Here is a 23,158-nt window from a genome sequence, read left to right on the forward strand (position 1 = left end):
ACTAGAATCAACGCCATGCGCCTTGTCCAGAAAATCTAAACCGGACAGCCGTGGGACAAGCCCGGGCATGACGACATTCTCTGAGCCTGCAATTGAGGCAAGCTATACTCTGGTTTCCTGACGCAAAGAAAGGGGCAGAGCGTTTCCGCTCTGCCCCTTTGTCGTGTGTGCTTGCCGTGATCAGTGCATGAAGCTGCGGTGGTTGTTGCCGCCGTTCATCGCCGGCGACTGGTTCATCGACTGGCGGAAGTTGTTGCTGCCGCCATTTCCCGTCGCATTGAACTGGGGACGGGTGTTCTGCTGGACGTTCTGCACTTGCACCTTGTTCACCGGATTATTGTTGAGCTTCACGACGCCGGTGTTGACGCGGATCGGCTGGTTCTGGGGCTGAACATTCGTGGTCTTCACGTCGGTGGTCTTGACGTCGACGGTCGAACCGGTCTTGCCTGAAATCACCGGCATGCTCACGATCTTGCCCGCCGGACCGGCATTGTTGTTGCCGTTATTCTGCGTGGTGGTGGTCACCGGCAGCGTCGTGATCTTGCCAATACCGCCATTGTTGGGGGTCGTGTTGGTCGGCGCGGGCAGGGTGACGATCTTGCTGACGGTGCCATCGACCGGCTTCTGCACCACCGGCAGGTTTGCGTTCATCGGCGAGCCATTGCCCTGCTGGATCAGCGGCAGGTATTTGGGTTGGCCGAGATTGCCGATCTTCAGCGTCGGGGCAATGGTCTGCGGCGCCAGGAACTTGGTGGGCTGCATCAGCGGGATGATCTTGGGCTGCGCCTCGAGCTTCAGGGCTACTTGCGCATAGGGGCTGCTGCCGTAGTGGTTGTAGAAGGCCTGGTAGCCGACCGAAGAGTTCGCGAGCACCGCTTCGTGCCAGGCTTGCGAGATCAGCAGGTTCGCCAGCAGCCAGCGGATGTGGTCGCACAGCGGGTCGTGCGGATACATCGCGACGAACTCCTGATAATATTCGGGCCTGCCCTCGGACAGCACGTAATCATAGGCCTGGCGCGCCGAGCGGCTCGGCAGGTTCGAGGCCATCTGCACGACCGGCGCATGGACCGGGGCGCGGTTGGCGGCAACGGCGGTGTCGCCGAAGAAGGTGAAGTCGGAGGTGAGCGAGGAGCTCTCCCAGGGGACTTGCGCGCCGCCGGTGGTCTGGTTCACCGCGAGCCGCACGCGCTTGAACAGCTGCTCGATCGGCACGTTGGGTTCGCGCGCGACGTTCAGAAAGGCCTGCGTATAGGGGCTGTGGCCGCCGCTGCCGTCGAGCGCCTCGGCGCCCGGCGCGGTCGAATAGCCGACGATCGAGCCGTTCGGCGCATCGACGATGGCGAGGCCACGGCCGGCATCATTCACATTGGGGAACGGGTTGTTGCGGCAGGCGTCGAGAACGACGATGCGCATCCGGCTCGGGATCGTCTCCAACGTCGACATCACGTCGACCAGGCGGACCGAGTCGTTGACGAGCTCGGTCTGGTTCGAGACCTTCGCATCGACCGGGACGAGGTAGTTCTCGCCGGCAAGCTGCACGCCGTGGCCGGCGTAATAAACCATCGCCACCGTGTTGGGTCCGCGTGCCGACACTTTGGCCGAGAAATCCTGCACCACGCGCAGCATGTCGTTCTGGCCGAGGTCGGTCGCGGAGATCACTTCGAACCCGGCCGAGTTGAGGAACTGCGCCATCGACTGGGCGTCATTGTCGGGATTGGCGAGCTGCGGCGCGTTCTGGTAGTTCGAATTGCCGATCACCAGCGCCACCCGCTGTTCCGGCCCTTGCAGCGCAGTCGGGGCGGGCGCGACGGGCGCAACTTGCGCGGAAACGGGGCCGCAGGCGAAGCCGAACAGGCTTCCCAGCAGGCCGGCGGTCATCAAGGCGGATTTCATGCGGAACATATGAGGTGCTCCCTCGGGGCTGATCTCGATGCGAGATTGGTTGCGAGGAAGCTAGATCGCGTTCGAAGCCTGGTCCGTGATCGCGATCACCATGGCGAAATGCGTGATCTGAATCACGCTGGGGAGATCCCGCGACGCAGCGGGGCGCCTTTAACGCCGTCATCCTGAGGTGCTGAAGCCCTGCGGCGCAATTGCGCCGCGGGCGGAGGCCTCGAAGGATGAGCGGCCCGGCTGCACCTCGGCCGTACATCCTTCGAGGCTCCCGGCGCGATACTAACCGCATCGCCCCGCTCGCACCTCAGGATGACGGAGCCGCCATTTTCGCCGTTTAGGGCTCCCTCTTTTACGAGAAGAACGCGATCTTCTCGGCCTGGGTCATGCGGCGGATGGGCGCCAGCGCGTCGTTGGCCGCGGCGCGGGGCCTTTGCACGATGCCGCTGGCGAGGATGGTGGCGCCGAGCGAGGCCTCGGGCAAACGCTCGGGCAAGGGGGACGGCATCGGAAGCGCGGCACTCGGCCGTACGTCGAATGATGCCGCGGCCGCCATGCTGGGCGCCGGCTGCTCCATCACTTCAGCCGCGGCTTCCGCAATGGCATCGGTGAGGCGCGCGAGCGATTCCATCGCGATCGGCGCCTCGACGATGGGCTCCTCGACTTCAGGCGCCTCGACCTCAGGCTCCGCCACATGGAGCGTCATCGGCGCCTCCATCGCGACAGGTTCCGCGGAGATCGGCTCCGGCATCGGCTCGGGAAGCGCTGCTGCCATCTCGACGGGCTCGACGATCTCGTCGAACTCCGGATCGGGCGCGGCCATCTCCATCGCGATGGCCTCGAGTATCGCTTCGTCCTCGGCCGCCGCTGCAGCATCGAGTGAGAACTCATCCGTGATCTCGGCGACGGCTACGGGATCGGCGAGGCTGTCCTCGACCGCGGCAAAGCTTTCCTCGGGCGCGATCGCGACTTCCATCGTCGCGTCCTCGGCGATGCCGCTGATGTCGGCGGTTGCCTCGGGCTCGAGCTCGGGAGCGGCCTCCTGCGGCGTCTCCGTAAAAGCCACAGGGGCTTCACTCGCCATCGCGCCGAGCGCTTCGGCGTCAGGTACCTCAGCCATCGGCGGCGCTGGCTGCTCGGGCGCGGGTGGCGCGGCCGCCTGCGGAGCAGCAGCACCGCCATCCGTCTGCTCGACCCGATCTTTGAGCAGATCGAAGGCGGCCTTGAGGTCGCCGCGCGGGTCGATGGCCGACACCTGGGCGCAGGCCACTTCGATCGAGGCGAGCTGCGAATCAATCAGGTCGCAGATTCGCCCGTCGGCGCCGATTTCGCGCCAGCGCCAGGAGATCTCCTTGATGATGCGCACGCCGCGCGGGATCGGCGCGAGGCTGGCTTCGATCGCAGCGGAATCGAACGCCTTGGCGGCGGCACTTTCGGCGTCCGCGACGGCGCGGCGGATCGCGATGAGCGCTTCGGGCAGGCGATCCTCGACGACGGGTTGTCGCTGTGCTGCAAGGGTTTCTTCGATTTTCGCAACGGCGTCGAGTACCATGGCCGTGTCGGCATTGCGGTTGCGCTTGGCGTATTCGCCGAGGAACCAGCGGCCGCGTGCGGTCTCCATGAAGGCTTCGCGGATCGCATCGTAATCCTGCTCGTTCGGCTCGGCCGCGCGGGCAGACATGGGCGAGAGGGCGAATGCTTCGTTGGCCATGACAATCTCGTCGCGCAAATCAGTGCGCGTTACTGTAACGATCACCACGATATCGACCGAATCGCAATTGGTTTGATGGCAGGCGAATCACAAATCCCCACGCAAGCGTCCTTGGTCCGCCGATTCGCGGTCCGGCTTGCGCTGTTCTACGGCACGACATACGGGGTCTTGGGCACCCATCTGCCTTTCTTCACGGTGTGGTTGAAGGCCATCGGCATCGAGCCGGGCTGGATCGGAATCATCAGCGCCGTGCCCGCCGTCACGCGCTTCACGACGCTGCCGCTCGTGACCAGCCTTGCCGAACGCCGCCACGCAGTGCGCAGCGCGATGCTGCTGACGGCGTCGGCCACCGCGCTCTGCTTCGCGCTCGTCGGCGCCCAGCAACAGCCTTTGCCGGTGCTTGTGCTCTACATCGTCACCTGTTGCTGCTGGACCCCGCTCGCACCGCTCACCGATGCCTATGCGCTGCGCGGCGTCGCCCGGTACAAATTCGATTACGGGCCCGTGCGGCTATGGGGATCGGTCGCGTTCATTCTCGGCGCGCTCGCTTGCGGGCTGTTGATCGACGTGATTGCCGCGCGCCAGCTGATCTGGATCATCGTGGCGATGGCGACGATCTCGGCCTTGACCGGGCTTTCGCTGCAGCCGCTGGAGGAGGTGCCGCGAACGTCAAGAGTGGCGGAGGGCGGCAAGCCTCTGCTGCGCGACGCGGGCTTCCTCGCCATCATGTTCTCGGCAGCGTTGATCCAGTCCAGCCACGTCGCCTATTACACCTTCGCCTCGATCAACTGGCAGAGCTATGGTCTTGGCGGATTGACGATCGCGGGGCTGTGGACGCTCGGCGTGATCGCCGAGATCGTCGTCTTCGCCCTGTCGCCGCGCTTTTCGTTGCACGCATCGACGCTGGTCGTAATCGGAGGCTTGAGTGCCGTGATGCGCTGGTCGATCACCGCGCATGATCCGCCGATCGCCCTGCTGGCGATCACCCAGCTCGGACATGGCCTGAGCTTCGGCCTGACCCAGGTTGGCGTGATGAATCTGATGGTGCATCACGTGCCGCCCCGTCTCATGGCGCGGGGACAGGGATATTATGCAGCGACCGGCGGGCTGCTCAGTTCGGCCACGTCGATCATCTCAGGCGCGATTTACGCGCGCTATGGCGAGGGGCTCTATTACGTGATGGCATCGATGGCTGCGGCCGGTGCGCTTCTGATCTGGTCGGCACGGCATCGGCTGAAGGATCAGCCCCACAGCGAAGCATCCGGCGGATAGACCAGGCTCTCGTCATAGCGCAGCCCATGATCGCGGTCGCGCGCCAGCAATAGCGGGCCGTCGAGATCGACGAAGCGCGCCTGCGGCGTCACCAGCATGGCAGGCGCCATCGACAGCGAGGTCGCGACCATGCAGCCGATCATGATCTCGAAGCCGAGCGCCTGCGCCGCATCGGCCATGGCGAGCGCCTCGGTGAGGCCGCCGGTCTTGTCGAGCTTGATGTTGACCGCGTCGTAGCGCGCGCGGAGCGGTGCCAGCGAGTTGCGGTCATGCACGCTCTCGTCCGCGCAAACCACCAGCGGCCGCTTTATCCGCGCCAGCGCATCGTCCTTGCCCGCCGGCAGCGGCTGCTCCACCAGGGTGACGCCGACGGCGTCACAGGCGGCGAGATTGTGCGCGAGGTTAGCCTCGGTCCAGGACTCGTTGGCGTCCACGATCAGCTCGGATTCGGGAGCGACCTTGCGCACGGCCGCGATGCGGGCGTCGTCGCCGTCGCCGCCGAGCTTGATCTTGAGCAGCGGCCGGTGTGCGGCCTTGGCAGTCGCCGCCGCCATGGCCTCGGGCGTGCCCAGCGAGATCGTATAGGCCGTAGTGCGTTCGCCCGGGATCGGGCGGTCCAACAGGTTCCAGGCCCGCAAGCCCGCCGCCTTGGCCTCCAGGTCGATCAGGGCGCAATCCAGCGCATTGCGGGCGGCCCCCGAAGGCATGGCGGCCTGCAGGGCTTGCCGCGTCAGCCCGCCGGCCACGGCCGCCTGCATGGCCTCGATGGCCGCAAGGGTCGCCTCGGGCGTCTCGCCATAGCGGGGATAGGGCACACATTCGCCGCGGCCGACGAGGCCGTTCTGGCTCAATTCGGCCACAACGGTCACCGCTTCCGTCTTGGCGCCCCGGCTGATGGTGAAACTGCCGGCGATCGGAAACCGCTCGATTCGGGCGGCAAGGGCAGGGGCTTGGCTGGAAGTCATTTTGAACTCTGGCGAAATCTGAACCCGCTGGTTACCTCTAGCAACTAATATTAACCAAATGGGGTTACCTTTTCTGGGTAAGGGCGCGTGCGCAACTATCTGATTTTCCCCGCCCTGGCATGGGAGCGGGCACCTTGAGCGGCGATCCGAAACTGGAACGGATTGCCAAAGGCAATGCGCTGGCCCTCTGCGCCACCGGAACCTGGACCGCCAGCTTCGCACCGGTCCTGGAGCGGATGGTCGCCGACGCCGAGAAGCTCGCCGGCAGCCCCCAAAACGTTTTCATCGACGTCTCCGAGGTCGCCAAGCTCGACACCTTTGGCGCCTGGCTGATCGAGCGGCTGCGCCGCAGCCTGACCCAGGGCACCGTCGAGGCGCAGATCGCGGGGTTGTCGGCCAATTATTCGAGCCTCGTCGACGAGGTGCGCCGGGTCCGCGCGACCCCGGTTGTCGAGACCTCCGCGGTCACCATCACGGGCATGCTGGAGCAGATCGGTCGCGCCGTGGCCGGCGTCGGCGGCACCTTTGCCGGCTTGATCGACATGTTAGGCGCGGTCCTTGCGGCGGGCGCGCATGTGCTGATCCATCCCCGCTCGTTCCGCCTGACCTCGACCGTGCATCACATGGAGCAGGTCTGCTGGCGCGCGGTGCCGATCATCGTGCTGATCACCTTCCTGATCGGCTGCATCATCGCCCAGCAAGGCATCTTCCATTTCCGCCGCTTCGGTGCCGACATCTTCGTCGTCGACATGCTCGGCGTGCTGGTGTTGCGCGAGATCGGCGTGCTGCTGGTCGCCATCATGGTCGCGGGCCGCTCGGGCAGTGCCTACACCGCCGAGCTCGGCTCGATGAAGATGCGGGAAGAAATCGACGCGCTGCGCACCATGGGCTTCGACCCGATCGAGGTGCTGGTGCTGCCGCGCATGCTGGCGCTGGTGCTGGCGCTGCCGATCCTCGCTTTCCTCGGCGCCATGGCTGCCCTCTATGGCGGCGGCCTCGTCGCCTGGCTCTATGGCGGCGTCGATCCCGAAGCTTTCCTGCTGCGTTTGCGCGATGCCATCTCGATCGATCATTTCATCGTCGGCATCGTCAAGGCGCCTGTGATGGCTGCCGTGATCGGCATTGTCGCCTGCGTCGAGGGCCTCGCGGTGCAGGGCAGCGCGGAATCGCTCGGGCAGCACACCACGGCATCCGTGGTGAAGGGCATCTTCTTCGTCATCGTCATGGACGGCGTGTTCGCCATCTTCTTCGCCTCGATCGGGATGTGACGATGGCGCAAGAAACTCCAAACGCGATTCAATATCCCATCATTCGCGTCCGCGACATCACCGTGCAGTTCGGCGCGACGCGCGTGCTCGACGGTCTCAATCTCGACGTCAAGCGCGGCGAGATCCTGGGATTTGTCGGTCCTTCGGGCGCGGGCAAATCGGTGTTGACGCGCACCATTATCGGTCTCGTGCCGAAGGTTGCGGGCTCCATCGAAGTGTTCGGCGTCGACCTCGATGCCTCCAACAATTCGCAGCGCCGCAATGTCGAGCGGCGCTGGGGCGTGCTGTTCCAACAGGGAGCGCTATTCTCCTCGCTCACCGTGCGGCAGAACATCCAGTTTCCGATGCGCGAATATCTTCGCGTCTCGCAGCGGCTGATGGACGAGATCACCATGGCCAAGCTCGCCATGGTCGGACTCAAGCCCGAGGTCGCCGAGCGTTTCCCTTCCGAACTCTCCGGCGGCATGATCAAGCGCGTGGCGCTCGCCCGCGCGCTGTCGCTCGATCCGGATCTCGTTTTCCTCGACGAACCGACCTCCGGTCTCGATCCGATCGGCGCCGGCGACTTCGACGAGCTGGTCAGGACGCTCCAGCGCACTTTGGGGCTCACCGTTTTCATGGTAACCCATGACCTCGACAGCCTTTACACCGCTTGCGACCGCATCGCCGTTTTAGGGAACGGTAAGATCATTGCGGCAGGGTCGATCGCCGACATGCAGGCCTCGCAGCATCCCTGGCTGAGGCAATATTTCCATGGCAAGCGCGCCCGCGCGGTGATGAGTTGAGTAGCCGGAGCACCTGATGGAAACGCGGGCGAATTACGTATTGATCGGATCCTTCACGCTGGCGGTGATCGCGGCTGCGATCGGCTTCGTGCTCTGGTTCCAGTCGCTGCACACCACCAAGCAGCGCAGCCCCTTCCGCGTCGTGTTCGAGGGCCCGGCAGCGGGCCTGCGCAACGGCGGCAGCGTCAACTTCAACGGTATCCGGGTCGGCGAGGTGGTCTCGGTGAAGCTCGACAATCCGCGGCGGGTTGTCGCACTCGCCATGATCGAGAACAACACGCCGCTGCGGAAGGACACCCTGGTCGGCCTCGAATTCCAGGGCCTGACCGGTGTCGCCGCGATCTCCCTCAAGGGCGGCGAGGAGGCCGCGCCGCCGCCGCCGCTCGACGAGGACGGCATTCCGACGCTGACGGCCGATCCGAACAAGCTCCAGGACGTCACCGAGGCGATCCGCGGCACGCTGCAGAACATCAACAAGATCGTCGCCGACAATCAGGAGTCGGTGAAGAACTCGCTGAAGAACCTCGAGACCTTCACCAACTCGCTCGCGCGCAACTCCGAGAAGATCGACGGCGTGATGGCCAAGGTCGACGGAGTGATGCTGAAGGCCGACAACCTCATGCTCGGTCTCAACTCGCTCGCCGGCGGCAAGGACGGCGGCGAGCTGTTCCTGACGGTGAAGTCGATCCGCGAACTCGCCGAGGACTTCGACAAGCGCTCGGGCGCGTTGATGACCGACGGTCGCCGCACGCTGGGCGACATCAGCCGCGCCGTGAACAATTTCGACCGCAATCCGACCCGCGTGCTGTTCGGCGCCAGCAACAGCGCGCCGGCAGCTGCGCCGCCGCCGGCCGAACCGCCGAAACCGGCGCCGGCGAACGAGCGCAAGCGGCAGTAGGCGTGTAGCTGTCAGCCCGACTTGTCCGACCCGTCCGGAACATAAACGTTGAAATCGATTGCGATCCTCAAGTCGGCTGCTTGACCCAGGACGTGGTGCTCAAGTGCATCGCCAGTGTGCTTGTCGCAGAACCACCCGAGAAACAGGCTGATACGACCGCCTGTCGAGACCAGCTTCCGCAATATTCGACGGTGCGGCCGCAGCAGCGCGAGTGCGGACTCTATTCGTTTCGCAGGCGGCGAGCGTGTACTTGGTCCGAGTTCAATCGAACAGTATGAGTCGGACCGAACTCCATCGAGGCGCCTTCCCTTGGGCGTGCGGCGCTCGTCGCCTGCTCTCCAGATCACCGAAGGTGTGAGCTCCAACCTTCTGCATACTTCAGCCAAGTCGATTTCGGGATGCTTGATGTGCAAGCTCAGCTTGGTCAGTTGGTCCTTCATCTTCGCTTCCACATCCAGTGTAAAACAAAACGGAGCCCGTGAGGGCTCCGTTTGTTATTCGCAATTCGCAAGCTCTGCAGCTTACCCCAGCCGGCCCGCCGCGTGCGCCAGCAGCGTGTAGACCAGACCCGTCTCCGAGGTGAGGTGGCTGCGCAGCTCCTGCGGGCCGCGGCCCTCGCGGGCGACTTCGTCGAGCAGGCGTTCGAACTCGCTGATGTAGCGGTCGACCGTGCCCTTGAAGTTGCGGTCGGCGCGATATTTGCGGGCGACCTCGTCAAAAGCCTTCTGACCGGCGGGCGTGTACAGGCGCTTGGTGAAGGCCTTGTTCTCGCCGCGCTGGTAGCGGTCCCACATCTCGGAGGCGAGGTTGCGGTCCATCAGCCGGCCGATGTCGAGCGACAGCGATTCCAGCGGATTGCTGCTCGCCTGCGGGGCCTGCGGCTGCGGCGCGGGTGCAGCCTGGCGGCCACGCGGGGCCTCACGCCCGGTCGGAGCAGCCGGAGCGGCGTCCGTGCGGTTCAAGAGATCCGACAGCCAGCCGTCGCGGCCCTGGTCATTGCCGCCGCCGGGCGCGACCGGCGGAGCCTCGGTGCGCCGCGAGGCGGCGGGCATGCCGAGGTCCGGCGGCGGCAGCGTCGAGGCGCTGCCGGTGTCGCGCATGCGGGTCTCGGTGGCACGACCGGCAGTTGCCATCATCGGCTCTTCTTGGCGCTGCACGGCGACGGAGGCGCGGCCCGCAGTGGTGACGTCGAGGCCGCGGCCGTGCTGGGCGACGATGCGGTTGAGCTCGGCGAGTGCCTCGATCTGGTCGACGATCACCTTGCGCATCTGCGCAGTGCTCTCGGCGGCCTCTTGCGGCATCTCGAGCACGCCGCGGCGCAGCTCGTTGCGGGTGGCTTCGAGCTCGTTGTGCATCTCGAACGCCATCTGCTTCATGCTGGCGACGAGGTTGCCGAACTTCTCGGTCGACTGCTTGAACATCGCATCCGCCTCGTCGGTGGTCTGGCGGTAGATGTCGTGCATGGCCTCGATGGTCTGGCGGTGCTCCTCTTCGGACGCCGACCGCACCGCCTCGAACTGGCGGGTGATCGCGGCCGAGCCGGCGCCGGCGGTCTCGGCGACCACGCGAGCGATGTCGCGAGCACGCTCTTCGGCCGCAGCGAGCGACTCATCGAGCAGCCCGGTGAAGCGCGACAGGCGCTGGTCGAGATCGGCGGTGCGCAGGTCGATGGTGGTGACGAGCGATTCCAGCGCCGCCTTGCGTTCGGCAAGCGAGGCGGTGGTGTTCTTGTTGCTCTGCTCGACGACCTGTGCGGCCTCGACCAGCGCCTTGCCGTGCGCGTCGAACTGGGCCGACAGCTCGCCGAGGTCCTGCAGGGCCCGCGTCGTCTTCGAGTTGAAGACGTTGAGCTGGTCTTCCAGGTTCTGCGTCGCCGCGCCGTTGCGCGAGGTGACGTCGTTCATCGCCGAGACGAAATCGGCAACGCGCGTCACCAGCGCCCGCTCCAGCGAGTTGAGGTTGTCGTGCGCACCGGTCAGCACCTCCTGGAGGAGGATGTTGCCTTCGCGCAGACGCTCGAACAGGGCGACCGTGTCGGTGCGCAGGATCTTGCTGGTCTCCTGCATCTCGGTGACGGCCGCGATCGAGACCTGGCGCGACTGGTCGATCGCCGCGCGCGAGGCCGATTCGAGGTCCTTGAGCGACTTGCCGACCGCACTGGTCGCAATCTCGCTCGCCGCGTTGATGGTCCGGGCGACCTCGTTGCCGTTGCCCATCATGGTCTGCGAGAAGGCCTGGCCGCGCGTCTCGATCGACTTCAGCGCATCGGTGGTGACGCGGTCGATGTCGAGCGTGAGCTGGCTGGTCTTCGAGCCGATCGCGTCCACGAGCGAGCCGCGCTTGGCATCGATCATGTTCGAGAGGCGGTCGGCCTGCTGCTGTACATAGGTGACGATCTCGTCGGTCTTGCCGGTCATGGCCTGGCCGAAGCTCGAGCTGGCGGCGAGCACCGAGCGCTCGACGTCGGCCGAGCTCGACTTGACTCGCGAGCTCGCCTCGTTGGAGGCGGAGATCAGCGCGTTCTGGGCGTTGAGCGCGCTGGTCTGGATGTCGTTGGTCGCGTTCGACGTGGCCATGCTCAGCGCGCGCTCGATCTCGGTCGAGATCGTGCGGATCTGGCTTGCGGCGTCCGCCGAGGTCGAGGTCAGCGAGGTCTGGGCCTCACGCGCGCTGTTGAGGATGGTCGAGGCGGTGTCGGCGCCGACCGCGGTCAGCGTGCGCTCGATATCCGTGGTCAGCGACTTGATCTGGCTCGCCGCATCGGTCGAGGCCGAGATCAACGTGCCCTGGGCTTCGCGCACGCCGCTGGTGAGCGCCTCGATGGTGGCGCCGCCGGCGGTCGCCAGCGCGCGCTGCATCTCGGCGGCGAGCGAACGGACCTGGCCGGTCTGTTCGGCCGAGACCGAGAGCAGGGTGCTCTGGGCATCGCGGGCGCTGGCCGTGATCGTTTCGGCCGTGCTCTGGCCGACCTGCGACAGCGAACGGTGCACTTCGGCCGCGAGCGACTTGACCTGGCTCGCCGCCTCCGAGGAGGCGTTGACCAGTGTGCTCTGGGCCTCGCGGGCGCCGGCCAGGATGCTCTCTGCCGTCGAAGTGCCAGCCATCGAGAGCGAGCGCTGCACATCGGCCGTAAGAGCCTTGACCTGGTTTGCCGCATCCGAAGATCCGGCGACGAGCGTGCTCTGGGCCTCGCGCGCGCCGGTCATGATGGTCTCGGCCGTCGCGGTGCCGGCCATCGAGAGCGAGCGCTGCACGTCGGAAGACAGTGCCTTGATCTGGTTGGCGGTCTCCGACGAGGCCGCGATCAACGTGCTCTGCGCATCGCGGGCGCCGGCGGTGATCGATTCCACCGTCGAGGTACCCGCCAGCGACAGCGAGCGCTGCACGTCGGCGGTGAGCGTCTTGACGTGGTTGGCCGCATCCGAGGACGCGGTGACGAGCGTGGTCTGCACTTCGCGGGCGCCGGCTAGGATCGAGGCCGCGGTGGCCGAGCCGGCCGCGGACAGCGTGCGCTCGACGTCGGCTGCGAGGCCCTTGATCTGGTTGGAGGCATCGCCGGAGGCCGCAACCAGCGACGACTGAGCTTCGCGGGCGCTGGTCAGGATGGAGTTCGCAGCTCCCGTGCCGACCGCAGTCAGTGCGCGCTCGACCTCCGCCGAGGTCATCTTGAGCTGTGCGTTGACGTCGGAGGAGACCGTCATCAACGACTGCTGCGCGGTGCGTGCGCCGGTCTGGATCGTCTCACTGGTGTTGACCACGAGGTTGGTGAGCGAGCGCTCGGCGTCCTCGACATGCGAGCGGATCGCGGTCGAGATCATCTCGGCGCGGGACATCATGTCTTCGCTGGCCTGGCGGCCGCTGCTCTCGATACGGCCGGCGACGGCCTCGACACGCGAACCGAGCAGGTCCTCGAACTGTGCGACGCGGACGTCGATGTCGCTCGCGACCGAACCGACCTTGGTCTCGATCGCCTGCTGGATGTCCTGGAAGCGCGCCGTGACCGTATCGGTCAGGTGCATGCTGCGGCCATCGATGAGGTCGGCAACGCTGGTGATGCGGCGGTCGACCGCCTCGATCGCCTGCGCAGTGCCGTCCGTTAGCGTCGAGGTCAGCAAGCTTAGGCGGGTGTCGATCGACTGCACCGCCTGCGAAGCGCCGTCGGTTAAGGCGCTCGTCAGGTAGCTGAGGCGGCCGTCGACGGCCTCCAGCGCCTGCGATGCGCCGCTGTTGAACGTCGTGGTGAGATGCGTCAGCCGCGTGTCGATCGCCTGGATGGTCTGCCAGGCGCCGTCGGTCAGCGTCGTCGTAAGGTGAGTGAGGCGGCCGTCGATGGATTCGAGCGCCTGAGCCGCACCACCAGTGAGGGTGGTTGTGAGCTGGGTGAGACGGCCATCGATAGATTCGAGCGCCTGCGCCGCGCCGCCGGTGAGCGTCGTCGTGAGGTGGGTAAGGCGCGAGTCGATCGACTGGATCGCCTGCGTTGCGCCATCCGTCAGCGTCGTGGACAGCGTGTTGAGGCGTCCGTCGATGGTCTCGGTGACGGACTTTGCACGGGCGTCGAACGACTGCTCGAGCGCACCGACGCGGCCGCCGAGCTGCTCGTCGAAGGTCTTGATGTGGCTTTCGATCGTGCCATCGAGGCTCGCGATCTTGCCGTTCAGCGAGGCGTCGAAGTTCGACACGCGCTCGCCGATCGTGGTCTGGAACTGCACCAGGCGCTGGTCGAGGATGGCCGTGATCTCGCCGCCGTTGGAGGTGAAGCGGGTGTCGAAATTCTCGACATAGGTCTTCAGCGACTCATGGATGTCCTGCGTGCGCTGGCCCATGCGCTCGACGATTTCGCCGCCGAAGGTCTTCACGGTGCGGTCGAACTCGGAGATGTGGCGCGTGATCAGGGCACCCAGCGTGCCGGAATCGCGGGCGAATTTCTCGACCAGCTCGGAGCCCTGGTTCTTCACCAGCTCGTCGAACGCGCTCATCTGCAAGGAGAGAGAATCGTGCGCGGTCTCGGTCTGGCTGACGACCTTGGCGACAAGGGTGTTGACGGTGGCGTCGAGCGCCTCGCTGGCCTTGTCGCCGGAGGTCATGATCTGGCCGGCGAGGCGGTTGCCGGCGTCGTCGATCTTGGCGGAGAGGTCGTTGGAGCGCAGCTCGAGCTCGAGCAGCAGCGAGTCCGACGAGTTCTTCAAGGAGTCGTGCACCTGCTCGGTACGCTCGGAGATGCCGTCGACGATCGCGGCGGAACGCTGCTCGAACTCGCCGGTGATACGGTCGATGCGCTCGTTCAGCATCTCGTGGACGCGGTCGGCGAGGTCGACGAACTCGTCGTGGACATGGCCGGTCTTGAAGTTGAGGCTGGTGGTCAGCCGCTCGCTGGCGTCGAGCACCGCGCGAGTGGTCTCGGCACTGGCCTCCTCGAGGCGGTCGAGCAGGTCGCCGCCGCGCTCGCCGAGCGCCAGGATCATGTTGTCGCCGGCATGGCTGAGCGCGCCGGTGATGTGGGCGCCGCGCTCTTCCAGCGCGCCGGTGATGGATTTTGCCACCTCGTCGACGCGCGAAGCGATCGCGTCCGAGATCAGCGCGATGTCGTGACGGAGGTCGATCTGCACGCCGGAAATGGCGCTGCGGACCTGCTCGGCCTGGCCGACCAGGTTGTCGCGCTGATGCGCGATGTCCTGGAGCAGGGCGCGGATGCGCACCTCGTTGTCGGAATAGGCGCGCTCGAGTGCGGCGACCTCGTTGGCGACCAGCGTCTCGAGCTCGCCGGCACGCGCGATGGCGCGCTCGATGCCGTCACCCATCGCCGCGACCTCGCGGCGGATGGCCTGGCCGACGGTGACCATGGAATCGGAGGCCGAGCCTTCCGGCTCGGAGAAGCGGATCGCGACCTGCGCCATCGCCTGCGCGACCTGGCTCATCTGCTGGCCGCGCCAGACCAGGCTGGCGAGGAAGTAGAACAGCATGATCGGCGCGAAGAACATCGTGACGAGGCCGGCGATCGCCAGCACGCCGCCGCTCTCGCCGATGGCAGCGCGGATCGAAGGCAGGAAGCCGACCGTCAGCGCGGCGCAGGCCGCAAGCCAGATGACGGTGAAGATGGTCGCGCCAGTGTAGATGTTACGGGCAGGGCGGCCCGTCTGCAGCGACTGGAGCAGCTGGCCGATGGTCTCGCGGTCGTCATTGGCGGCGCGGCGCGAGGAGCGCGGTTCCTCGATGGAATCAAACACGGCGCGCTCGTTGGCGGCAGGCCGCGGCTCGAAGGCCGGCTCGTCGAACACGGGAGGCGCGGGCGGTGCGACCGGCGGCGCCGTTTCGTTGCGCATCGATGCGTTGCGGCTGGTATCGGCAGCCGTATCGCTGATGTTGAGGGCTTCCTGGATCGCAGAAAGCGCAACTTCTGTGGGGTCTTTGACCTTTTTGGGAGTATTGGCCATGTTCAGTCCGAGCCCTCGTTACTTTTACGCGTCCCCCCGCGAGCCCTGCGCGCTGCGCAAGCCCACAGTCCGGATCATGCCGCTTGCGCGGATCTCCGAGCCATCCCCACCCGGACGGCTTGTCCGCCAATTTCCGAAACATCCTATTGGCAGAGCGTCGCGAATGAAATGCCCGCGATTAAGACATTCTTAATCATCGTTAACAGGAATGGGCCGTAACACCTTAGGCCTAAATGGATTTCTCCACCGGACTCGCCCGATTGCGGCAACTTTTCGTCAAGAAACGGGCGGATTTGCGTAAAACCACCCAAACACTTCGTTAACCATTTCCATGCTTCGGTGGGGCGGAACCGCCGGACCGGCGGACCATCGCGCGATGCCGGGGCCTGCGCCATGACGCCTGAACTGCAACGGATGGACTGGATGCCCTCGCCCCCGCTTGCGCCCATCGACAGCCCGCTCGATCTCGACCACCTCTCGCGCATGACGCTCGGCGATGTCGAACTGGAGCAGGAAGTGCTGGCGATGTTCGCCGAGCAGGCGGTCCGCCTGATCGCGGCCATGACCGCTCTGCCGACGGAAACCGGGGCGCTCGCGCACAAGCTCAAGGGTTCAGCACGTGGGATCGGCGCGTTTGCGGTCGCGGATGCCGCTGCCAGCCTCGAGACGGCGGTCCGGATCGGCCACAACCAGCCGCGCGCCCTTGCCGCGCTGAAAGAGGCGGTCGCCGAGGTTCGCGCGGCCATTGCGACCATCCTCAAGCACTGACCCGTCCTGCTTCGGCCTGGCTGCCGTCCGTCCTAGTGTTTTGTTTTGGCGCGTTTTTATTCCGCGTGCCGGGTCACCACTTCGCTTGAAAACGCTATGGCGCGGCCCGAAGCGACCCGTTATAGGACAACGCGGACCCTCCTTATTCCCCAGATCGCGGCAGCACGAGAACACATGGCCAAAATTCACTTTGTCGACCATAAGGGCGAAACTCGCACGGTGGAAGTTGAGAACGGCGCAACCGTGATGGAAGCCGCCATCCGCAACAGCATTCCGGGCATCGAGGCCGAGTGCGGCGGCGCCTGCGCCTGCGCGACGTGTCATGTCTATGTTGATGAAGCCTGGCGCGAGAAGGTCGGCAGCCCGACGCCGATGGAAGAAGACATGCTCGACTTCGGCTTCGACGTGCGCCCGAACTCGCGTCTGTCGTGCCAGATCAAGGTCTCCGACGAGCTCGACGGCCTCGTGGTGTCGACGCCGGAACGTCAGGCCTGATCCTTCTTGTTATTGTGCGCCCGGCAGCGCGACCTCGATGCCGCGCTTGTGCCAGGGCTTGAATTTCGCGATTACCTCTGCGGTCAGCGGCGCCGGCCGCCGCGTCGCCTCGTCGAGCAGGACGCCGACTGACGTCGCCGACGCGATGCACTTTTCATCCGAGAACACGACCTGCTCGAAGGTCACTGACGTGCGCCCGAGCTTCACGACGCCGAGGCCGAGTTCGATCGTACCCGGCCAGCGCAGCTCGGCGCGGAAATGCATGTCGAGCCGCACCATGATCCAGGCGAAGCCCGGCGGGGTCAGCCCGTACTGGGGAAGCTTCATCAGCGTGACGCGGCCGGTCTCGAAATAGGTGGCATAGACCGCGTTGTTGACGTGCTGGTTGGGGTCGAGATCGCCGAAGCGGACGTTGTCGCTGAGGCGGAAAGGAAAGTCCTCCAGGCGCGGCGTCGTATCGAGGCGGCTTGGTGCGTTCACCTGTTGATCTCCGTCAAATCCAACCTCGTTACAGCCCAGTTATTTTGCTCCGGCAAGTGGCGTGCCTGCGGGGCGCTCCCGCTTTTATGCCTTCCCTGATCCATCCCCGTTGGCTAGACAGGCAGGGTCACCTCTGCCCGAAGGGCGCCGTCCAACCGATAACGACCGATAAAGAGACGACATGAGCGACGTGATCAAAACCGACGTGCTGATTATTGGCGCTGGCCCTTGTGGTCTGTTCGCCGCCTTCGAGCTTGGCCTTCTCGACATGAAGGCGCATTTCGTCGACATCCTCGACAAGGTCGGCGGCCAGTGCGCCGAGCTTTATCCGGAAAAACCGATCTACGATATTCCAGGCATTCCGCAGGTGTCGGGGCAGGGCCTCACCGAAGCGCTGATGGAGCAGATCAAGCCGTTCCATCCGACCTTCCATCTCGGCGAGATGGTCGAGACCGTGGAGAAGATCGGCGATCCCGCGTTCCGCTGCACCACCGATACCGGCAAGGTGTTCGAATGCAAGGTGGTGGTGATCGCGGCCGGCGGAGGCTCGTTCCAGCCCAAGCGTCCGCCGGTCCCGGGGATCGAAGCCTATGAAGGCACCTCGGTGCATTACGCTGTGCGGAAGATGGAAAATTTCCGCGACAAGAACGTGCTGATCGTCGGCGGCGGCGATTCCGCGCTCGACTGGACGCTCAACCTGCATCCGCTCGCCAAGCGCATCACGCTGCTGCATCGTCGCGACGATTTTCGCGCCGCGCCCCACAGCGTCGAGCAGATGCGTGCGCTGGTTGCCGACGGCAAGATGGATCTGCGGCTCGGCCAGGTCACAGCCCTGTCAGGTGCTGACGGCCAGCTGAGCGGCGCCACGGTCAAGGGCAACGACAACAATGTCAGCGACATCGCCTGCGACACCATGCTGCCGTTCTTCGGCCTGACCATGAAGCTCGGCCCGGTCGCGAACTGGGGCATTGCGCTCGAGAACAACCTGGTGCCGGTCGAGACCTCGGCGTTCGAGACCAACGTGCCCGGCATCTTCGCGATCGGCGACATCAACACCTATCCCGGCAAGATCAAGCTGATCCTGTGCGGCTTCCACGAGGGCGCACTGATGTCGCAAAAAGCCCACCGCTACGTGTATCCGGATAAGCGGCTCGTGTTTCAGTACACGACCTCGTCCTCCAGCCTGCAAAAGAAGCTCGGAGTCAACTGACCACGGCGCGAACAGGGCGGCGGCATCCCATGTTTCTGGTGCTGGAATCGTTCGCGAAATCGCCGTAGTCTGCGGCCAATCCGGTCTTGGTTAGCAAGGTCTTGGCTAGCAAGGTGTTGGGCTCAGCAAGGTGATGATAATGCGGAATCCTTTTTCGAGCTTTCGGCTGCTCTCGCTCCTGACGCTCGCTGTCGCCCTGTCGATTGGCGCAGCGAAGCCGGCTGCGGCGCAGGCGACGGCTCAGCAGCCGACCGCAGCGGGTCTCTGGCAGAAGGTCGAAGACGGCAAGCCGGTGGGCTGGTTTCTCTTCATCGATCACAACGGCATCTTCGAAGGCGTCATCGCCAAGACCTTCCCCCGTCCCGGTGACAATCCGAACGAGGTCTGCGCGAAGTGCACCGACGATCGCAAGAATCAGCCGGTGCTCGGGCTCTCTTTCATCCGCGACATGAAGCGCGACGGACTGAAATACGAGGGCGGCAATGTCGTCAATCCGCGCGACGGCAACATCTGGAAAGCCAAGATGACGGTCAGCCCGGACGGACAAACGCTGACCATGCGCGGCTTCCTCGGCATTTCGCTGTTCGGTAAGGATGAAACCTGGCAGCGTCTGCCGGACACCAGCATCGCTGAGGTCGATCCCGCAATCGTCGCCAAATATCTGCCCGCGCAAGCGGCCGCGACCAAGCTGCCGCCTCCATCTGCCAAGAAGGGCGGCGCGCCGATGATGGCGCCGGCGGCGAAGAAGTAGGTTGCCGCGCCGCTGTTGCGGCCGCAGCCTCACACATCACTGCCATTTCTGAAGGCGAGCGCATTGGTCGAAAGGCCAATGCCGGCGACGCCTGCGCCAGTAGTTCCCCGGAATGCGCCCTGGCGCCGGATTTGCATAGCTGTCGACAAAGCCGCTGGGGGAACGAGTCGTCGTTTTCACGCCTGTTCGAAGGCGCGGTCGGCGTTGTCTGTCCCTCGTGGCGTTGTTCGATCCGCGAGAGACGATATGGGACTTGCAAGACCGTATGCGGCGATGATGCCGGGACTGCTGTTGCTGCTGGCGACATCGGCTCTGGCACGCGACGACGGACGCTATGCCAATTCGCCGCTCAAGCCCTGGTTCGAGAGCCTGCGCAGCGAGTATGGGCAATGCTGCACGGATGCCGACGGCTATGTCGTCGCCGATGTCGACTGGGAGTCCGAGCAGGGACACTATCGCGTGCATCTCGACGACGAGTGGGTCGTCGTGCCCGACGGCGCCGTGATCACCGAGCCGAACAAGATCGGCCGCACCATGGTGTGGAAGCACTATATCGACGGCCATCCGCGCGTGCGATGCTTCATGCCGGGCAGCATGACGTAAAAATGCTCACGGCGACCGCAACTGGTGCGGCCGCCGCGATGAACGCGAGGGCTTAGTGCGCTTCGCTGTCGGAGGTCGTGCTGGCGAACCGCTTCACGCGTGGTGACAACACCGACATCTGTGCGGGCGAGGCCGGCATGCCGGCGACGACCATCGTGGGCGCGGTCGATTGCTCCTCGACACCGGCGCCGCCCAGCACCTGCACTTGCGTCGCCGAAATCGGAAACGACTTCACTTCGTAGGAGGGAAGCTCGCCGGCAAATACGCTGGCTGTGCTCGCAATCATCGCACCGGCAACTGTAATCATCGAGAGAATACGCATTTCAAAATCTCCGTTGCAAATATCAATCGGAGGTTTGGTCGCGGCACAGCCGCAAGAGGTTCGCTTGTGTGCGAACCTTCGTCTTCCGCCGCGGCAGATATTTGGTTGCGTGGCGCAACCGCGATGAAGCGAAGGCGAAGCTTTTCGCGGCTTTGCTTCAGGCCGGTTTCATTTGCGCCGGCGCTCAGGTCACCGGTGCCGGATTGAACAGCGTGAGATCGTTGTGGATGCCCCAACGATCCGACCAGGGCTTGGTGCGGCCGGAGGCGACATCGAGGATCAGGCGGAACAGGTCCCAGCCGGTTTCCTCGATGGTCTTGGCGCCGGTGGCGATGCCGCCGGCATCGAAATCGATCAAGTCCTTCCAACGACGGGCGAGCTCGGTGCGGGTCGCGACCTTGATCACGGGCGCGGCGGCGAGGCCATAAGGCGTGCCGCGGCCGGTGGTGAACACCTGCAAGGTCATGCCTGAGGCGAGCTGGAGCGTGCCGCAGATGAAGTCGGACGCCGGCGTTGCCGCGAACAGCATGCCCTTCTGCGTCGCCTTCTGGCCGGGCGAGAGCACGCCGGTGATGGCTGACGAGCCTGACTTGACGATCGAGCCGAGCGATTTCTCGACGATGTTGGCGAGGCCGCCCTTCTTGTTGCCTGGCGTGGTGTTGGCGCTGCGATCGGCGCCGCCGCGGGCCAGATAAGAATCGTACCAGGCCATCTCGCGTACCAGCGCGCGGCCGACATCCTCGTTGATGGCGCGGCGGGTCAGCAGCTGGATCGCATCGCGCACCTCGGTGACTTCCGAGAACATCACCGTGGCGCCGGCGCGCACCAGAAGGTCGGCGGCAAAGCCGACGGCAGGGTTGGCGGTGACGCCGGAGAAGGCGTCGCTGCCGCCGCATTGCAAGCCGATGACGAGGTCGGACGCCGGACAGGTCTCGCGCGTGCGGGTGTTGAGCACCTTCAACCGCGCCTCGGCCTGGGTCATGATGGCATCGACGATTGCGCCAAAGCCGTCGAAGGCTTCGTCCTGCATGCGAACGATGGCGTCGCTGACGCCTTCGGGCACCAGCCGCTCGGGCGCGAGCTTTTCGCAGCCGAGGCCGACGACGAGGATCTCGCCACCGAAATTGGGATTGAGCGCGAGGTTTTGCAGTGTGCGGATCGGCACGACCGCATCGGGCGCGGTGATGGCGACGCCGCAGCCATAGGCATGGGTCAGCGGCACGACGTCATCGACATTAGGGTATTTCGGCAGCAGCTCGGCGCGGATGCGCTTCACTGCATACTCCATCGTGCCCTTGACGCATTGCACGGAGGAGGAGATGCCGAGGATGTTCTTGGTGCCGACCGAGCCATCAGGATTGCGGAAGCCCTCGAAGGTGAAACCTTCGAGCGGCGGCAGCGGCGCCGGCACGGCGGTCGAAATCTCGAGCTTGTCGAGGGCAGGGGCCTCCGGCATGCGGATGCGGGCTTCATCGACCCATTCGCCCGCCTGGATCGGCGAAAGCGCCGTGCCGATCACCTCGCCATAGCGGATGATCGGCTCGTCTTGTGCGATGTCGATCAAGGCGGTCTTGTGCCCTTGCGGGACGAAGGCGCGCAGCGTCAGTCCGCAGGCAAAGCGCGAGCCGGCGGGAAGCCCGAAATCATTGACCACGATCGCGACATTGTCGCGCGCGTTGAGCTTGATGTAGCGCGGCTGTTCTTTCGCTGCGACGTCCTGGTCCATCACGGACTCCGGGATTTGTAGGGTGGGTTAGCGCAGCGTAACCCACCATTGTCTCTGTCCGCGGAAGCAGAAGAGGTGGGTTACGCTGCGCTAACCCACCCTACGATATCGGCCTATCAACCCGGATACGTGTAAGCCGTCTTCACCGTCGTGTAGAACTCGCGTGCATAGGAGCCCTGCTCCCGGGCGCCGTAGCTCGAGCCCTTCCGGCCGCCGAACGGCACATGGTAGTCGACGCCGGCGGTCGGCAGATTGACCATCACCATGCCGGACTCGCTGTTGCGCTTGTAGTGCGAGGCGTATTTCAGGCTCGATGTGCAGATGCCGGAAGCGAGGCCGAACTCGGTGTCGTTGGAGATCGCGAGCGCTTCCTCGTAGTTCCTGGCGCGGATCACGGCGGCGACCGGCCCGAAGATTTCCTCACGCGCGATGCGCATGTTGTTGTTGGCTTCGGTGAACAGCGCCGGCTGGAGATAGTGGCCGGGGTTCTCGCGCTTGAGCAGCTCGCCGCCGAAGGCGAGCTTGGCACCCTCGTCCTGGCCGATCTTGATGTAGCGCAGGTCCTGGTCGAGCTGGCTCTGGTCGACCACCGGGCCGATATGCACGCCCGCCTTGAGCGCGTCGTCGACCGACAGGCTGTTCAGGCGCTCGGCCACCGCGGCGACGAAGCGATCATGAATGCCTTCGGTCACGATCAGACGGGACGAAGCGGTGCAGCGCTGGCCGGTCGAGAAATAGGCGCCGTTGACGGCGACTTCCACTGCGGTCTTCAGGTCGGCGTCGTCGAGCACGACCAGCGGATTCTTGCCGCCCATCTCGAGCTGGAATTTCTTCATGGGGTTCGAGAGCACGCAGGCCTGCGCGATCTTGCGGCCTGTCTGCACCGAGCCGGTGAAGGAGATCGCGGCGACATCGGGATGATCGAGCAGGGTCTGGCCGACCACCGAGCCGGAGCCGACCACGAGGTTGAACACGCCGGCGGGAATGCCCGAGCGGGTGATGATCTCGGCGAGCGCATGTCCCGAGCCCGGCACCAGCTCGGCCGGCTTGAACACGACGGTGTTGCCGTAGCAGAGCGCGGGCGCGATCTTCCAGGCAGGGATCGCGATCGGGAAATTCCAGGGCGTGATCATGCCGACGACGCCGACCGGCTCGCGGGTCAGCTCGACGTCGATACCGGGACGAACCGAGGCGCCCTTCTCGCCGATCAGGCGCAGCGCCTCGCCGGCGAAGAATGCAAAGATCTGGCCGGCGCGGGCGACCTCGCCGATGCCCTCGGGCAGCGTCTTGCCTTCCTCGCGCGCGAGCAGACGGCCGAGCTCTTCCTTGCGGGCGAGGATCTCGGTCGAGATCTTGTTCAGCGCATCGTAGCGCACCTGCGGCGTCGACTGCGACCAGGCCGGGAAGGCGGCCTTCGCGGCGGCAATCGCCTTCTCGGTCTGCGCCTTGTCGGCCTTGGCGTATTCCCCGACGAGATCATTGGTGTTGGAGGGGTTGATATTCCTGGTGACGCCGGAGCCATCGACCCATTCACCGCCGATGAAGTTTTTCAGGATCGCAGTCATCGTTTCCTCCAG

At 65.1% G+C, this 23,158-nt stretch carries 18 protein-coding genes; 9 read left to right on the forward strand and 9 right to left on the reverse strand.

All coding sequences use genetic code 11. The features are described 5' to 3' along the window. Positions 1–180 precede the first annotated feature (180 nt). Together Q0687_RS02605 and Q0687_RS02610 are read right to left on the reverse strand one after the other, a co-directional pair. A complete protein-coding gene (locus tag Q0687_RS02605) occupies positions 181–1,902 on the reverse strand; it encodes a caspase family protein (protein WP_298871858.1) in 1,722 nt (573 codons plus the stop codon). 343 nt (positions 1,903–2,245) lie between these two features. Next, positions 2,246–3,604, reverse strand: coding sequence for a hypothetical protein (locus Q0687_RS02610; RefSeq protein ID WP_298871861.1), 1,359 nt, complete (start codon positions 3,602–3,604; stop codon positions 2,246–2,248). 75 nt (positions 3,605–3,679) lie between these two features. On the opposite strand from Q0687_RS02610, the gene Q0687_RS02615 reads away from it, so the two are divergent. Continuing rightward, positions 3,680–4,876, forward strand: coding sequence for an MFS transporter (locus Q0687_RS02615; RefSeq protein WP_298871865.1), 1,197 nt, complete (start codon positions 3,680–3,682; stop codon positions 4,874–4,876). On the opposite strand, the gene dgcA is transcribed toward Q0687_RS02615, so the two are convergent. Further along, the gene (gene dgcA, locus Q0687_RS02620) at positions 4,846–5,841 is read right to left on the reverse strand and encodes an N-acetyl-D-Glu racemase DgcA (protein ID WP_298871867.1); all 996 of its coding nucleotides are present in this window, start codon (positions 5,839–5,841) and stop codon (positions 4,846–4,848) included. The two genes, Q0687_RS02615 and dgcA, sit on opposite strands and share 31 nt — an antisense overlap. 134 nt (positions 5,842–5,975) lie before the next feature. Between dgcA and Q0687_RS02625 the strand changes: the two genes are divergently transcribed. Genes Q0687_RS02625 through Q0687_RS02635 form a run of 3 tightly spaced genes read left to right on the forward strand, consistent with a single transcriptional unit; the run spans position 5,976 to position 8,792 of the window. Further along, positions 5,976–7,109: an ABC transporter permease gene (locus tag Q0687_RS02625; RefSeq protein WP_298871869.1), complete on the forward strand. Its 1,134-nt coding sequence runs from the start codon at positions 5,976–5,978 to the stop codon at positions 7,107–7,109. Between the two features lie 2 nt (positions 7,110–7,111). After that, the gene (locus Q0687_RS02630; RefSeq protein WP_298871870.1) at positions 7,112–7,894 is read left to right on the forward strand and encodes an ABC transporter ATP-binding protein; all 783 of its coding nucleotides are present in this window, start codon (positions 7,112–7,114) and stop codon (positions 7,892–7,894) included. A gap of 16 nt (positions 7,895–7,910) precedes the next feature. Continuing rightward, positions 7,911–8,792, forward strand: coding sequence for an MlaD family protein (locus Q0687_RS02635; protein WP_298871873.1), 882 nt, complete (start codon positions 7,911–7,913; stop codon positions 8,790–8,792). A gap of 11 nt (positions 8,793–8,803) precedes the next feature. Here the strand turns inward: Q0687_RS02635 and Q0687_RS02640 are convergent, their stop codons facing one another. Next, positions 8,804–9,232 (reverse strand): DUF4279 domain-containing protein, encoded by a 429-nt coding sequence (locus Q0687_RS02640; RefSeq protein ID WP_298871877.1) that lies wholly within the window; start codon positions 9,230–9,232, stop codon positions 8,804–8,806. A gap of 81 nt (positions 9,233–9,313) precedes the next feature. Further along, positions 9,314–15,226, reverse strand: a complete 5,913-nt coding sequence (locus Q0687_RS02645) for an apolipoprotein A1/A4/E family protein (RefSeq protein ID WP_298871879.1) — start codon at positions 15,224–15,226, stop codon at positions 9,314–9,316. A 393-nt stretch (positions 15,227–15,619) separates the two neighbouring features. On the opposite strand from Q0687_RS02645, the gene Q0687_RS02650 reads away from it, so the two are divergent. Both Q0687_RS02650 and Q0687_RS02655 read left to right on the forward strand, forming a co-directional pair. Next, positions 15,620–15,994 (forward strand): Hpt domain-containing protein, encoded by a 375-nt coding sequence (locus Q0687_RS02650; protein ID WP_298871881.1) that lies wholly within the window; start codon positions 15,620–15,622, stop codon positions 15,992–15,994. Positions 15,995–16,168: 174 nt separating this feature from the next. Further along, positions 16,169–16,489, forward strand: coding sequence for a 2Fe-2S iron-sulfur cluster-binding protein (locus Q0687_RS02655; RefSeq protein ID WP_212333274.1), 321 nt, complete (start codon positions 16,169–16,171; stop codon positions 16,487–16,489). 9 nt (positions 16,490–16,498) lie between these two features. Here the strand turns inward: Q0687_RS02655 and Q0687_RS02660 are convergent, their stop codons facing one another. Next, positions 16,499–16,969 carry a thioesterase family protein gene (locus tag Q0687_RS02660; protein WP_298871889.1) on the reverse strand — a complete coding sequence of 157 codons (471 nt, stop codon included), beginning with the start codon at positions 16,967–16,969 and terminating at the stop codon, positions 16,499–16,501. Positions 16,970–17,150: 181 nt separating this feature from the next. Between Q0687_RS02660 and Q0687_RS02665 the strand changes: the two genes are divergently transcribed. The 3 genes from Q0687_RS02665 (at position 17,151) to Q0687_RS02675 (ending at position 19,533) form a co-directional block, all read left to right on the forward strand. Continuing rightward, a complete protein-coding gene (locus tag Q0687_RS02665) occupies positions 17,151–18,179 on the forward strand; it encodes an NAD(P)/FAD-dependent oxidoreductase (RefSeq protein ID WP_298871892.1) in 1,029 nt (342 codons plus the stop codon). Positions 18,180–18,318: 139 nt separating this feature from the next. Further along, the gene (locus Q0687_RS02670; protein ID WP_298871894.1) at positions 18,319–18,930 is read left to right on the forward strand and encodes a DUF2147 domain-containing protein; all 612 of its coding nucleotides are present in this window, start codon (positions 18,319–18,321) and stop codon (positions 18,928–18,930) included. 246 nt (positions 18,931–19,176) lie between these two features. Continuing rightward, entirely contained in the window at positions 19,177–19,533 is a 357-nt protein-coding gene (locus Q0687_RS02675) for a hypothetical protein (RefSeq protein ID WP_298871897.1), read from the forward strand. Positions 19,534–19,585: 52 nt separating this feature from the next. Here the strand turns inward: Q0687_RS02675 and Q0687_RS02680 are convergent, their stop codons facing one another. From Q0687_RS02680 to Q0687_RS02690, 3 genes are all read right to left on the reverse strand, one after another. Then, entirely contained in the window at positions 19,586–19,855 is a 270-nt protein-coding gene (locus Q0687_RS02680) for a hypothetical protein (protein WP_298871899.1), read from the reverse strand. Between the two features lie 184 nt (positions 19,856–20,039). Next, complete coding sequence (gene garD, locus Q0687_RS02685) at positions 20,040–21,581, reverse strand: galactarate dehydratase (RefSeq protein ID WP_298871901.1); 1,542 nt, start codon at positions 21,579–21,581, stop codon at positions 20,040–20,042. Between the two features lie 116 nt (positions 21,582–21,697). Then, positions 21,698–23,146 carry an aldehyde dehydrogenase family protein gene (locus Q0687_RS02690; protein WP_298871903.1) on the reverse strand — a complete coding sequence of 483 codons (1,449 nt, stop codon included), beginning with the start codon at positions 23,144–23,146 and terminating at the stop codon, positions 21,698–21,700. Between the last annotated feature and the right edge of the window lie 12 nt (positions 23,147–23,158).

The sequence above is a fragment of the uncultured Bradyrhizobium sp. genome (assembly GCF_936928535.1).
Classification (GTDB): domain Bacteria; phylum Pseudomonadota; class Alphaproteobacteria; order Rhizobiales; family Xanthobacteraceae; genus Bradyrhizobium.

Excerpts from the sequence above, each read along its gene's own strand:
- Q0687_RS02605 (WP_298871858.1), bottom strand. The coding sequence starts at position 1,902 with ATGTTCCGCATGAAATCCGCCTTGATGACCGCCGGCCTGCTGGGAAGC.
- Q0687_RS02610 (WP_298871861.1), bottom strand. The coding sequence starts at position 3,604 with ATGGCCAACGAAGCATTCGCCCTCTCGCCCATGTCTGCCCGCGCGGCC.
- Q0687_RS02615 (WP_298871865.1), top strand. The coding sequence starts at position 3,680 with ATGGCAGGCGAATCACAAATCCCCACGCAAGCGTCCTTGGTCCGCCGA.
- dgcA (WP_298871867.1), bottom strand. The coding sequence starts at position 5,841 with ATGACTTCCAGCCAAGCCCCTGCCCTTGCCGCCCGAATCGAGCGGTTT.
- Q0687_RS02630 (WP_298871870.1), top strand. The coding sequence starts at position 7,112 with ATGGCGCAAGAAACTCCAAACGCGATTCAATATCCCATCATTCGCGTC.
- Q0687_RS02635 (WP_298871873.1), top strand. The coding sequence starts at position 7,911 with ATGGAAACGCGGGCGAATTACGTATTGATCGGATCCTTCACGCTGGCG.
- Q0687_RS02640 (WP_298871877.1), bottom strand. The coding sequence starts at position 9,232 with ATGAAGGACCAACTGACCAAGCTGAGCTTGCACATCAAGCATCCCGAA.
- Q0687_RS02645 (WP_298871879.1), bottom strand. The coding sequence starts at position 15,226 with ATGGCCAATACTCCCAAAAAGGTCAAAGACCCCACAGAAGTTGCGCTT.
- Q0687_RS02650 (WP_298871881.1), top strand. The coding sequence starts at position 15,620 with ATGACGCCTGAACTGCAACGGATGGACTGGATGCCCTCGCCCCCGCTT.
- Q0687_RS02655 (WP_212333274.1), top strand. The coding sequence starts at position 16,169 with ATGGCCAAAATTCACTTTGTCGACCATAAGGGCGAAACTCGCACGGTG.
- Q0687_RS02665 (WP_298871892.1), top strand. The coding sequence starts at position 17,151 with ATGAGCGACGTGATCAAAACCGACGTGCTGATTATTGGCGCTGGCCCT.
- Q0687_RS02670 (WP_298871894.1), top strand. The coding sequence starts at position 18,319 with ATGCGGAATCCTTTTTCGAGCTTTCGGCTGCTCTCGCTCCTGACGCTC.
- Q0687_RS02675 (WP_298871897.1), top strand. The coding sequence starts at position 19,177 with ATGGGACTTGCAAGACCGTATGCGGCGATGATGCCGGGACTGCTGTTG.
- Q0687_RS02680 (WP_298871899.1), bottom strand. The coding sequence starts at position 19,855 with ATGCGTATTCTCTCGATGATTACAGTTGCCGGTGCGATGATTGCGAGC.
- garD (WP_298871901.1), bottom strand. The coding sequence starts at position 21,581 with ATGGACCAGGACGTCGCAGCGAAAGAACAGCCGCGCTACATCAAGCTC.
- Q0687_RS02690 (WP_298871903.1), bottom strand. The coding sequence starts at position 23,146 with ATGACTGCGATCCTGAAAAACTTCATCGGCGGTGAATGGGTCGATGGC.